Here is a 12982-nt window from a genome sequence, read left to right on the forward strand (position 1 = left end):
CAATTGAGTGCTCACCTGCCACGGTGGCGCAGTGTTTTCGTGGGCAACGCCTCCAGGGTCTCAATCAGGGAAACCAGCTGGCCGTGCCAGGCCAGGACCAGGCACACGAGCCTGCGCGGCCGGACGGCCGCCAGGACGCCGGCAAAGGTCAGAGCCGACAGCAGCACCATCGTGAGGAAGCCAAGCGGACCCTCGGGCCAGGGCAGGGACGCCCCTGGCAATGCCGCAGCCGTCCGGGCAACCCCTGCCACGCCTGCGCTGAACGTTCCTGCGACGGCTATCAGTGCTGTGGCCAGCCAAGGCATCCACAGCACCAAGGGCACGGCCGCCGTGCCAAGCAGCGTCACCGGCGCCACCAGCGGCGCCGCTACGATGTTCGCCAGCAAGGAATAGGTGGAGAACTGCGGCTGCAGCAGCACGATGACAGGACCGCACAGCAGCTGCGCCGAGAGCGGCACGGCCCAGGCGGCGGCTGCCCAGCGGGGCACAATCGCAGGGGTCCATTCCATCATCCGGGGGCCCAGGACGATGATGCCCAGCGTTGCGAGCACGGACAGCAGAAAACCGAAGCTGATCGCAAGGCCAGGATCGATCAGCAGCAGGCCCATCACTGCGAGGCAAAGGAAGCTCAACCCGCGTCCCGCCCGCCCACCGGCCAGCGAGGCGATGGCGATGGAACCCATGAGCGCAGCGCGCAGCACACTGGCATCAGGTCCAACGAGCACTACGAACATCCCGAGACCGCCCAACGCCAGTCCTCCCGCCACGAGCCTGGGTAGCCTGAGGCTACGCGCGGCAATAAGCAGGGCGCCCAGAACCAGGCTGCAATTGGCCCCGCTGACCGCGGTCAGGTGCGTCATCCCCACCGTTTTCATGGCCCCGTTGAGCCCTTCGTCCAGCGCCGATGTGTCGCCCGTGACCATCCCCGGCAGGAGGCCCCGGGGATCGGGCGCCAGGAAACCTGCCGCGGCAACGTACCGGCCGCGCAACTCCTTGGCCGCCATCTGCCAGGCAGGCCCCGTAGCGGCATCAGCACCCCGGCCGGCATCTCCGGAGGCGGCGGCACCCGGTGCCATGGATGCTGCCAGGATGGCTGCCTCCTGCTGCCCTGGCTCGGGCGGCCTCAGCTTGCCGGCCGTCCGGACCAGTTGCCCCGGAATGACGTTCTCCCAGCCGCTGCTGCCCATAACTACCAGGTCAGCGCGGGTGCGGATGACGCTGCCGTGGAGCGTGACTTCCTCCGTCCGGGCCGCAACCGACCACCGTTCGGGCGTCCCGGCCTGTCCTGGGAGCGTCAGGCCGCGAGGGGAACCCGTGATTTCCACAATGGCCACCACCGATTTCCCGGCCGCGGCCGCTTCCGCAATGGGTCCGTCGTGACGCTGCGAGGAGGAGACCGCTGAGTGCGCTGCCGCAGCTGCGGCCAGCATCAGGGCCACAGCCGCGGTGATCAGGAAGCTCCTGCGGCGGGCCAGCAGAGTCTTGCCGCGTGCAGCCCGGGCCAGCAGCACGACGGCCAGGACCACCAACACCATGCACAACGCCGCCAGCATTGCCGGGGTGAGCCAGACCCCGGCCACGGCCGCGCCCCAGACAAGCAGTGCGGGCAGCCCCAGCCGGACGTCGGTGCGCCGACGGGGCGTTTCAGCAGGAGCGGCCGCCTGCTCTTTACCGCGCAGTTTCCTGCGGACTTGATCTGCAAGCCTGGCACTCTCCCGGCGGACCGCCGGGTGCCGGGATGCCGCAGCCGGGAGCTGCCTTTGGGAGGCTCCTGAGGCAGGCACGGATCCCTGTGTGGGCCCCGTCCGCCTCTGAGTGGACTGGTCCTGAACTGCCGGATCGTCTGCTGCCGGCCCCCGCACCGCTGAGTCCACAAACCGGCTCCACGGGCTGCGCCGGGCCATCTCAGATACCCACTAGAGGGAGAAGGGTTTCGAGCATTTTGGGTCCCACCCCATCGACGGCGTCGAGTTCCTCAACGGATTTGAAGAGCCCGTGTTCCTTGCGCCAGTCCACGATCCGTTGGGCAAGGACGGGTCCGACTTTGGGCAGGGCGTCCAGTTCTTCGACACTGGCCGTGTTGAGATTGACCTTGGCCCCGCCTGAGGCGGCGCCACCGCCGGGATCCTCCGCCTCGGAGCCAGGTCCGCCGGGGGCCGCCGGCAGGTCCTCTCCCGGCACCGGTACGTAGAGCTTTTGCCCGTCCTCCAGCACAGCAGCGAGGTTGAGGCGGTTCAGGTCCGCGGAGGGCGTGCCCCCGCCCGCCTCGGCGATGGCCTGATGCACCCGGCTTCCGGCGGGCAGCTGCACCACCCCGGGCAGGGCGACGGCACCGGCCACATGGATGATGACCGTGCCGGCGTGAGGACTCTCCGTGGGCATGTCAGGCGGCCCTGCGCGGTCTGTTCCCTGTCCCGGCGTTTCCCCGTCAACGGAGGACCCGCTTTCCTGCTCCGTCACCTCACTGAGTGGCAGTACGTGGGGTTGACCGGCGGCCACCTGCGTCCAGAACCACGCGCCGGCCGCTACCGCGAGGGCTGCGATCAGCAGGGCTACGGGCAGGCCGACCCGAAATCTGAGGGCCGGGCCTGCCCTGCCCGCACCGGCCGCGTTGTGGTCACCGGATCCGGAAACAGGACCCGCGCCGCCATCCTGAGCGCCGCCGTCGTACTCAAAGACCTTCCCGCCGCAGTCGGCCAGAAGTCCCGTCCCCTCTCCCAGGGTGGACTGCAGGCGTTCCCGGGCATGCCGGGCCCCATGGCGTGCTCCAGGGTCCCGGCGTGACATGCAACCAACGCTATGGATCCACAGCCACCCGTGACAGGCAGGATCTGCCCTATGTGGAAAGCGTCTCGAGTTCCACTGGAGGAGGTGCGCTCTCCCCCACGATGACCGCGAGCACACCAAGCCCCGCGTGGGCGGCGAGTACGGCGGGCAGTGAACTGATCTGGGCCGGCGGACAGCCGGGCAGGGCGGCGGCCAGCCGCCCAGCCAGTGCTTCTGCCTCTGCCGGATTGCCGAAATGGTGCACGGCCAGGCGGACCAGCCCGTCGGGACGGGCCTTCGCGTCCGCGGCGGCGATCTCCTCAAGCCGTGCGATGGCCTTCGCTGCTGACCTGACCTTTTCCAGCGGCACAATTTTCCCGCCATCCACGGCGAGGATGGGCTTGATGGCGAACATTGTGCCCAACAGCGAGGCCGCAGCCCCGATCCGTCCGCCCCGGCGCAGCTGCTCGAGGCTGGGAACGTAGAAATAGACCTTCGTGCGGGCGAGCCGGGCCGCCGCGGCGTCGCTGACCTCCGCTGCATCCAGCCCCGCGGCTGCAGCCTCGACGGCGCTCTGGACGCCCATCCCCAGCGCCATCCCCACAGTGCCGGAGTCGATGACTTCCACCGGAATCTTCACACGTTCCGCTGCGAGCCTGGCAGCGTCCGCGGTGCCGGACAGGCCGCCGGAAATGTGCAGGCAGACAACGGCCTCGTACCCCCGGCGCTCGGCGGCGAGGAAGGCGTGCTCAAACTGGCCAGGTGACGGGCGGGACGTTTTGACCGACTTGCCGCTGGCGAGGGCCAGCGCAATCGTTTCGGTGATGTCGTCTTCGCCCTCGCCGTAGATTTCCTCGCCCACCATGACGGGCATCGGAATGACGGTCAGCAAGCCGTCGGAGGCACAGGCCGCAACCCACTCGGCCGGCAGCGCAGCCGCAGAATCGGTCACCACTGCGGTACGGACCACCGCGGCGGGCGGGCCCGCGGGCGCACCCGGGCGCGCGGCCGGGCGGAGGGCAGCGAGCCGCTCCCGGAGCCAGAGCCAAGCGGCGGCGTCGCGGTCGGGCAAGGGGCCTCCTGGTTTAGGCCGGCCGCCGGAAGGATCCGGCGGCCGGTGCGCAGCCCTTGCCTGATATCAGGCCGGGACGATGTTCACCAGTTTAGGCGCCCGCACGATCACCGTGCGGATGCCGCGGCCATCCAGGGCACGCTGAACGTTTTCGCTGGCCAGGGCCAGTTCGCGCAGCTCGTCCTCGGAGATGTCCGGAGAGACCTCGAGCCGGTCACGGACCTTGCCCTGGACCTGGACCACAGCGGTGACGGTGTCCTGGACCAGCAGCGCTTCGTCGTGGGCCGGCCAGCCGGCGTTCGCCACGGAGGCCGGGTGGCCCAGGACGTTCCACATGTCCTCCGCGGTATACGGTGCGAAGAGGCTCAGGATCACCGCTACGGCCTCGGCTGCCTCGCGGACGGCGGGATCGGCCCCGCCGGCGCCGGCGGCTGCATCGATAGTTTTGCGGGTTGCGTTGACCAGCTCCATCAGCTTGGCCACCACCACGTTGAACTTGTTGGTGTCCAGCAGCGCGGCGGCGTCGGCGATGGTGCGGTGTGTGACGGACCGCAGAGCACGGTCACCGGACGCAGCGTCAACGCCGGGCTCGCTGGTGACATCCTGCGCGAGGCGCCAGGCGCGGGCAAGGAACTTGGCGGAGCCCGACGGCGAAACGTCCGCCCAGTCGACGTCGTCCTCCGGCGGGGAGGCGAAGATCATGGTGAGCCGCACCGCGTCCACGCCGTACTTGTCCAGCTGCTCGCCGAGGTCAACGCCGTTGCCGAGGGACTTGCTCATGGCTTTGCCCCCGTTGAGGACCTGGCCCTGGTTCAGCAGCGCCTTGAAGGGCTCGTCGGCGTCGAGCATGCCGAGGTCATGGATCACCTTGGTGAAGAACCGGGCATAGAGCAGGTGCAGGATGGCGTGCTCCACGCCGCCCACGTACTGGCCAACCGGCATCCACTCGTTGATCTTGTCCGGGTCGAAGGGACCCTCGGTGTACTGCGGCGAGACGAACCGCAGGAAGTACCATGACGAGTCCACGAAGGTGTCCATGGTGTCGGTGTCGCGCTTCGCCGGACCGTGGCAGTTGGGGCAGTCCACGTTGACCCAGGCCTCGGCTGCAGCCAGCGGCGATGTGCCCTTCGGTGACAGGTCCTCGCCGCGCAGGTCAGCCGGCAGCGTCACGGGCAGCTGCTCGTCCGGGACGGGAACCTCGCCGCAGGCGGGGCAGTGAATAATCGGGATGGGGGTTCCCCAGAACCGCTGGCGGCTCAGGAGCCAGTCACGGAGCCGGAAGTTGACGAACTTCTCGCCCGTGCCCTGCTTCTCCAGCATGTCGATGGCGGCAGGGATGGCTTCGGTTTTCGGCATGCCGTCCAGGACCCCCGAATTGATCAGGGTCCCCTCCCCTGCCGTCGCCTTGCCGGAAACAGCGGGATCCTCTTCGCCGGTGTCCAGCACCGCACGGACGGGCAGGTCGAACATCTTCGCGAAGTCGAGGTCCCGCTGGTCGTGTGCCGGGACGGCCATGATGGCCCCGGTGCCGTAGTCGGCCAGGACATAGTCCGCGGCCCAGACCGGCAGCTTCTCGCCGTTCAGGGGGTTGACCGCGTAGCGGCCGGTGAAGACGCCCGTCTTTTCGCGTTCGGTGGACTGGCGCTCGATCTCAGTCAGCGCCTTGACCTGTTCGCGGTACGCGTCCAGCGCGGCTGCGTGCTCATCCGTGACGAGTTCGACGGCGATCGGTGCGTCGGCCGCCACCACGAAGAACGTTGCACCGAACAGGGTGTCCGGGCGGGCGGTGAAGACTGTGACGTCCTTGGCGGGCTTGCCGCCGTCGGCCTCGATCACAAAGTTGACGTGCGCACCTTCGGACCGGCCGATCCAGTTCTTCTGCATGGCCAGGACGCGCTCGGGCCAGTGGCCGCGCAGTTCGTCCATGTCATCGAGCAGCCGGTCGGCGTACTCGGTGATCTTGAAGTACCACTGGTTCAGGGACTTCTTGGTGACCGGAGTGCCGCAGCGTTCGCAGGCGCCGTTGACAACCTGTTCGTTGGCCAGCACAGTCTGGTCCTTGGGACACCAGTTGACCGGGGAATCCTTACGGTACGCCAGCCCACGTTCGTAGAAGCGCTTGAACAGCCACTGGGTCCAGCGGTAGTACTCGGGGTCCGAGGTGTGCACCCGACGGGACCAGTCCGCGGAGATGGCATAGCGCTTGAAGGAGGCCGCCTGCGTCTCGATGTTGGCGTACGTCCACTCACTGGGGTGGGCATTGCGCTTGATGGCCGCGTTCTCGGCGGGCAGGCCGAAGGAGTCCCAGCCGATCGGGTGCAGGACATCGTAGCCCTGCTGCCGCAGGTAGCGCGCCACAACGTCGCCCATGGCGAACGCCTCGGCGTGGCCCATGTGGAGGTCACCCGAGGGGTAGGGAAACATGTCCAGCACGTAGCGGCGCTCGCGGGAACCGTCATCCGCGGGCGTGAAGACCTTGAGGTCTTCCCACACCTGCGGCCACTTTGCCTCCATCGCCGCGAAGCTGTAGGCACCCTCGTCGGGTGTATCCGCCGCCACTGCTGCTGTTCCGGTCTCTGTCTCCGGCTGAACGCTCACTGCTGCCCTCTTCTGTTCTGTTGCGGCATCTGTGCTGCCCCAACTTCTCTGATCCCTTCTGCTGCCGGCCCGGCAAACATGCCCGGACACACAAAAGCCCCTCTCCATGGAGGGGCGGCCGCTCGGCATTCCGGTTGTTTCCGGATACCGGGCGGCTAGCTAAGCAGAAGGATCGCACGCATGCAACCACTTTAGCGCACCCGCCCCTTCCCCTAAACGTAAGTCGCCCCGAGCGGCTGTATAGACCGGCTCGGACATGCCGAGCTGTTAAGGGGGCCCGGGAGCGGCTTCGGGCGTCCGCGAAGCGGCGGGGCCCCCTTAACAGCGAAGACATAGGCTCGCCGGGTCTACTTCACGTCCTCGTCGACCCAGTCCATGGACTTCGTCACGGCCTTCTTCCACAGGCGCATCTGGCGGTCCTGCTCGGCCTGGTCAAGCTGCGGTTCCCAGCGCTTGTCCTCGGACCAGTTGGCCGACAGCTCGCCGAGGTCCTTCCAGAACCCGACGGCGAGTCCCGCAGCGTAGGCGGCACCCAGGGCAGTGGTTTCCACAACCTTGGGCCGGATCACCGGAACGCCCAGGATGTCAGCCTGGAACTGCATCAGCGCATCGTTGGCCACCATGCCGCCGTCGACCTTCAACTCTGTAAGCGGCACGCCGGAGTCCGCGTTGACGGCGTCGAGCACCTCGCGGGTCTGGAAGGCCGTGGCCTCAAGCGCGGCGCGGGCAATGTGGTTCTTGTTGACGAACCGGGTGAGGCCCACAATGGCGCCTCGGGCATCCGAACGCCAGTACGGCGCGAAGAGCCCCGAGAATGCCGGAACGATGTAGACACCGCCGTTGTCCTTGACGGAAGCCGCCAGGGTCTCCACTTCCGGGGCGCTGCTGATCAGGCCAAGGTTGTCGCGCAGCCACTGGATCAGGGAACCGGTGACCGCGATGGAGCCTTCCAGCGCATAGTGCGTCGGTGCGTCCCCGAGCTTGTACCCCACGGTGGTGAGCAGGCCGTTCTTCGAGTGGATGATCTCTTCGCCCGTGTTGAAGATCAGGAAGCAGCCGGTCCCGTACGTGTTTTTAGCCTCACCGGCTTCGAAGGCCGCCTGGCCGAACGTCGCAGCCTGCTGGTCACCGAGGATGCCGGCTACCGGCACTTCGCGCAGCAATTGGGATGTGTGCACGGTGCCGTAGACCTCGGAGGAGGACTTGATGGCCGGCATCATGCTCAGCGGAACTCCGAAGATCCCCAGGATCTCTTCGTCCCAGCTCAGGGTCTCGAGGTCCATAAACATGGTTCGGGAAGCGTTGGTGACGTCCGTCACGTGCACTCCGCCGTCCACGCCGCCGGTCAGGTTCCAGAGGACCCAGGAGTCCGTATTGCCGAAGACCAGGTCACCGGCCTCTGCCTTGGCCCTGGCACCATCCACGTTGTCCAGAATCCACTTGATCTTTGTTCCCGAGAAGTAGGTTGCCAGGGGAAGGCCCACCTTCTGCTTGAACCGTTCCGGACCGCCGTCCTTCGCCAGTTCGTCCACGATGCCCTGCGTACGGGTGTCCTGCCACACGATGGCGTTGTATACGGCTTCGCCGGTTGTCTTATCCCACACCACCGCGGTTTCGCGCTGGTTGGTGATCCCGACGGCGGCGATATCGTGACGCGTCAGGTTCGCCTTGGAGAGGGCTGAACCGATGACCTCCCGGGTGTTGTTCCAGATCTCGGCGGGGTTGTGCTCCACCCAGCCCGCCTGCGGGAAGATCTGTTCGTGCTCCATCTGGCCGGACGAAACGATGGTGCCGCTGTGGTCGAAGATGATGGCGCGTGAGCTGGTGGTGCCCTGGTCGATGGCGATTACGTACTGGTTCATGGTGACGTCCTTGTCTGTATGCAGGGTTTGGTTGCTGAACGGTCAGGCTGCGGCGGTGATGATGATCGGAGCAAGCTTGGCAACGATTCCGCCCAGGGCGCCGCCAACGAGCGGGCCGACGACCGGGATCCAGGAGTAGCCCCAGTCGCTTGAACCTTTGCCCCGGATGGGCAGCAGGGCGTGGGCGATGCGCGGACCGAGGTCACGGGCGGGGTTGATGGCATAGCCGGTAGGCCCGCCCAGGGAAACGCCGATGCCGACCACCAGGAGTGCTACTGCGAGCGGCCCCAGGCCGGAGGGTGTCCCGCCAAAGGTGAGGATCACGAACACCAGGACGAACGTGCCGATGATTTCGGTGATCAGGTTCCACGGGGTGGAGCGGATCGCGGGGCCGGTGGAGAACACAGCGAGCTTGCTGGCGACTGCCTCTTCGGCGTCGAAGTGCTGCTTATAGGCGAGCCAGCACACCACTGCACCCAGGAAGGCACCCAGCATCTCGCCGCCAAAGTAGGTCAGCGTAGACGCCACGTCGACGGGTACGCCCGGTGCATACTCCGCCTTGCCATTGACCAGCAGCCCCAGGGTCACGGCGGGATTCAGGTGCGCACCGGACTTGGCTGCGACGAAAACGCCCGCAAAGACGGCAATACCCCATCCCCAGGTGACCATCAGGAATCCGCCGCTGTTACCTTTGGTGCCTTTTAGCGCCACATTGGCTACGACGCCGCAACCCAACAGGGTGAGCATCATCGTTCCGAACACCTCGGAAAGAAACACAATTCCAAGAGACATCATTGACTCCTTTTGTTTTCTGTTGCGGTCCCTCGCGGGTTGAAGGACCGTTCACCGGAACGCGCTTTAGCGTGCCGGTTGCAGCCTGGAACTGCCTAGGCAACCAGGCTGTGGATCTGTACGCGGTGGAACCGCTCTAGCACCTCCCTGGCGTGACGGATTTCGGCCCAGCGTTTTTCTGCGTCCCAGCCCAGCGGACCGGCGAGCACCTCACACACCTCGTTGAGCAGCTCGCCCGTGACCAGCCCCCGAAAGGCAAGGGACGTACGTCGGATGAGGACATCTACAAGATGTCCGATCTGCTCATGCCCGGCCATGTACTCCAGTTCGCGGACGCTGAGCTCACGGGTTGAGGAGAGCATCCGGTCAGGACCGCCGTCCAGGTAGCGGATGACGTCTCCGGCACGGGTGCCGTAGCGCGTCAGCAGGACCTCAGTCCTTGCGGCGTCGCGGGTCTCCGATACGTGGGCCTTGATCCATTTCTGGATCCCGGCCTGGTCCGCGGGGAATCCGGCGCCGCCGCCGATGGCAAGCGACGCCGTCGATACGGTCCGTTCGGTACCCAGCTCTGCCAGCACCTTGTCTGTCAGGTGTTCGGCGAGGGCGCGGAAGGTTGTCCACTTGCCGCCCACCAGGCTGAGTACGACGGCGCCTGTGACGCTGTCCTGCCGCTCGATGCGGTAGTCCCGGGAGACAAATCCGGGCTGGGTTGCGTCGTGACGCGGCAGCGGGCGGACACCCGAAAACGTGTAGACGATATCTTCAGGCTTTACCGGGATGTCCGGAAAGACGTGGCCAATGAGTTCGAGGAAGTAGTCGATTTCCCCATCCGTGCACACTGCGTCTTCGCCCATGTCGGCATCCACGTCGGTGGTGCCCACGAGGACCCGGTCCCCCATGGGATAGATCAGGACAATCCGGCCGTCGGTGTGTTCAAAGAAGATCTCCCGGCCCTGGCACGCGTCAAGAAGTTCCGGGTGGTCCAGCACGATGTGCGATCCCTTGGTGCCGCCCATGAACGTCGACGCGGCGCCCATGGCCTGGTTGGTCAGGTCCACCCACGCCCCGGTGGTGTTGACGATGACGTCCGCCGTGAAATCAAAGACGCCGCCGGTGAGTTCGTCACGGAGCCGGACCGTGCTGCCGGAGGGGCTGCTGCCGGCAGCAGCCCCGGCGGTGCCCGGAACCATGGACTGGAGCGACACATAGTTGCTGGCCCGCGCCCCGGTCTGCGCGGAAACACCGCGGGACTGTCCGGCCTTTTCGCCGTCCTGGAGCACGTCGAGGGTGAGCCGCTCGGGATTGTGCACGGAGGCATCAAAGTAGGTTGCGGCGTACTTGATGCCGGGGTGGAGGCGCGGGAGTTCGGCCAGGGCACGCTTCCGGCCGCGGAACTGGTGGCGCGGGACGGTGCCGCCGTCGCGGGAAAACGAGTCGTACAGGCTGAGCCCCAGCTTGATCAGGAAAGCGCCGCGTTCCTTCGGCTTGCCCTGTTTGTGGGTCAGGAACCGCACGGGTGCCGAAAGTACACCGGAGAAGGTGCTGAAGATGGGGATGGTGGTCTGGAGCGGCTTGACGTAGTGGGGGGCAATCCGCAGGAGCCGGTTACGCTCCACCACCGATTCCTGGACCAGGCGGAATTCACCGTTCTCGAGGTAGCGGATGCCGCCGTGGATCATGTGGGACGAGGCGCCGCTGGCACCTTGGCAGTAGTCGCCGCGCTCAACCAGGGCAACATCCACACCCTGCAGGGCCAGGTCCCGGAACGTGCCGACGCCGTTAATACCGCCGCCGATGATCAGCACTTTAGCGTGCGGCCGCTCCCGGAGTGCCTCCAGCGAGGCTCGTGCATTTTTGGCGGGAGACGGCATGGCTCCACCGTGGCCGAATAAGTTCCTGGGTCCCAAAAACTGCTCCTTGGGTTTAGTCCTTGGGGCTACCTTCGCAGGTCAGCCGCCCTTCTTCAACTATTGTTTGGACTAATGGAAAATGGAGTCAAGCTCTATGCACAAACGTGCAGAATGGAAGCGATATGACGCTCTCACGCCACTCGGATGCGCTCCGGGCTGCACAGATGTATTACCTGCAGGACCTGACCATGGATGCGATCGCCAGGGAGCTCCGAACGTCCCGGTCCACTGTTTCCAGGCTCCTTTCCGCCGCCCGCGACACAGGCCTTGTCCAGATCCAGATCCGCAACCCCCTGGACACGGGCCCCGAGCTGGAGAGCATCATCCGCAGGGAGTACAACGTGGACGTCCACGTTGTCCCGGTGCTTGAATCCCTCAACGAGGCCGAAACCCTGGACCGGGTGGCCCTGCAGGCCGCGCGCACCATCGGCCCGCTCGTCGACTCCAACGCGATCATCGGCGTCGCCTGGGGGTCCACGCTTAGCGCCGTCAGCAGGCACCTGACACGGAAGATCACCCATGACACGGTGGTGGTCCAGCTGAACGGAGCCGGAAACATGCACACCACTGGCATTACATACGCCAGCGACATCATGCGCCGCTTTGGCAGTGCCTATGGCGCCCGGGTGGAACAGTTCCCCGTGCCGGCTTTTTTTGACCACGCCGCCACCAAGACCGCCATGTGGAATGAGCGCAGCGTGCAGCGCATCCTTGCCCTGCAGGCCCGGATGAGCATCGCCATTTTCGGGGTTGGTTCCGTTGAAGCCGACTACCCCAGCCACGTATACGCCGGCGGCTACCTGGACGAAAACGACCTTCGGATGCTGGCCAGTTCGGATGTGGTGGGCGATGTTGCCACCGTGTTCTTCCGGCGCGACGGATCCTCCCACGGCATTGTGCTCAACGAACGCTCAACAGGACCGGCACTCTCGGAGCTGCGGCAGGTCCGGCGCCGGATCTGCGTTGTGTCCGGGGCATCGAAGATCAACGGGCTCCGTGGTGCACTCTCCGCAGGCCTCGCCACGGACCTGATCCTGGACGAAGCCACAGCGCGCCGACTGGTGGGTTTCGGCGGGGTCTTGTCATCGAATGGGTAAAGTCAGTCGTATGAAACCCTCTCCCCGCCTCAGTCTCAACAACGGCGTGCTGATCGACCAGTTGGGTTACGGGCTCTACAAGGTTCCGGCCCACGACGCGTCATCGCTGGTGGCCATTGCCCTGGGCACCGGCTACCGCCATCTCGACACCGCCGCGATGTACGGCAACGAAAGCGGTGTGGCGAAAGCACTGGGCGCGGCGATTGATGCCGACGGCGGCAGCGGAGGTTCCGGGGAAGCCTCGCCGGGGCTCCGGCGTGAGGACGTCTTTGTCACCACCAAGGTCTGGAACGATGACCACGGGTACGACGCCACGCTCCGGGCCTTTGACACCTCCATGATCAACCTGGGCCTGGATTACGTGGACATGTACCTGATCCATTGGCCCTGCGCCCGGCGGGGTCTTTTCGCCGAGACGTACAGGGCCATGGAAACGCTTTACCGTGAAGGGAAGGTCCGGGCCATCGGGGTCTGCAACTTCCAGCCGGTGCACCTGGACCGGCTGCTCGAGAGCGCTGAAGTGGTGCCGGCGGTAAACCAGATTGAACTGCACCCCTGGCTGCAGCAGGCGGAACTCAGGGAAAAGCACCACAGCCTGGGGATCCTGACGGAAGCCTGGAGCCCGCTGGGCCGCGGGCAGGTGCTGGCAGATCCCGTGGTGCTGGCCCTGGCGGCTGAACACCGCAGGACAGCTGCCCAGATCATCCTTCGATGGCACATCCAGCTCGGGAACATCGCCATCCCCAAAGCAAGCTCCGAGGCCCGGATCCGGGAAAACCTGGACGTCTTCGGCTTTGCCCTGTCAGACCGCGACATGGCAGCTTTGGCTGAACTTGACCGCGGGCAGCGCACCGGCTCCCACCCTGACAACGTCAACTAGGACCG

General features: G+C 66.1%; 9 protein-coding genes. 2 read left to right on the forward strand and 7 right to left on the reverse strand.

The annotated features are described in order from the left end of the window. Nucleotides 1-11: 11 nt before the first annotated feature. From IDT60_RS09880 to IDT60_RS09910, 7 genes are all read right to left on the reverse strand, one after another. Entirely contained in the window at nt 12-1784 is a 1773-nt protein-coding gene (locus IDT60_RS09880) for a ComEC/Rec2 family competence protein (protein WP_223883942.1), read from the reverse strand. Between the two features lie 121 nt (nt 1785-1905). Beyond that, nucleotides 1906-2787 (reverse strand): ComEA family DNA-binding protein, encoded by an 882-nt coding sequence (locus IDT60_RS09885; RefSeq protein WP_191081747.1) that lies wholly within the window; start codon nt 2785-2787, stop codon nt 1906-1908. 49 nt (nt 2788-2836) lie between these two features. Beyond that, nucleotides 2837-3838: a DegV family protein gene (locus tag IDT60_RS09890; protein ID WP_191081748.1), complete on the reverse strand. Its 1002-nt coding sequence runs from the start codon at nt 3836-3838 to the stop codon at nt 2837-2839. A gap of 66 nt (nt 3839-3904) precedes the next feature. Next, the gene (leuS, locus tag IDT60_RS09895; RefSeq protein WP_191081749.1) at nt 3905-6436 is read right to left on the reverse strand and encodes a leucine--tRNA ligase; all 2532 of its coding nucleotides are present in this window, start codon (nt 6434-6436) and stop codon (nt 3905-3907) included. Between the two features lie 347 nt (nt 6437-6783). Further along, nucleotides 6784-8298, reverse strand: coding sequence for a glycerol kinase GlpK (gene glpK / locus IDT60_RS09900; RefSeq protein WP_191081750.1), 1515 nt, complete (start codon nt 8296-8298; stop codon nt 6784-6786). A gap of 42 nt (nt 8299-8340) precedes the next feature. Next, nucleotides 8341-9090 (reverse strand): MIP/aquaporin family protein, encoded by a 750-nt coding sequence (locus IDT60_RS09905; protein WP_191081896.1) that lies wholly within the window; start codon nt 9088-9090, stop codon nt 8341-8343. Between the two features lie 95 nt (nt 9091-9185). Further along, the gene (locus tag IDT60_RS09910) at nt 9186-10961 is read right to left on the reverse strand and encodes a glycerol-3-phosphate dehydrogenase/oxidase (protein WP_191081751.1); all 1776 of its coding nucleotides are present in this window, start codon (nt 10959-10961) and stop codon (nt 9186-9188) included. Between the two features lie 161 nt (nt 10962-11122). Between IDT60_RS09910 and IDT60_RS09915 the strand changes: the two genes are divergently transcribed. After that, a complete protein-coding gene (locus tag IDT60_RS09915; protein ID WP_164199614.1) occupies nt 11123-12097 on the forward strand; it encodes a sugar-binding transcriptional regulator in 975 nt (324 codons plus the stop codon). A 10-nt stretch (nt 12098-12107) separates the two neighbouring features. Next, nucleotides 12108-12977, forward strand: coding sequence for an aldo/keto reductase (locus IDT60_RS09920; protein WP_164199612.1), 870 nt, complete (start codon nt 12108-12110; stop codon nt 12975-12977). The last annotated feature ends 5 nt before the right edge of the window (nt 12978-12982 follow it).

It is taken from the genome of Pseudarthrobacter sp. BIM B-2242, from assembly GCF_014764445.1.
Lineage (GTDB): Bacteria > Actinomycetota > Actinomycetes > Actinomycetales > Micrococcaceae > Arthrobacter > Arthrobacter luteus_A.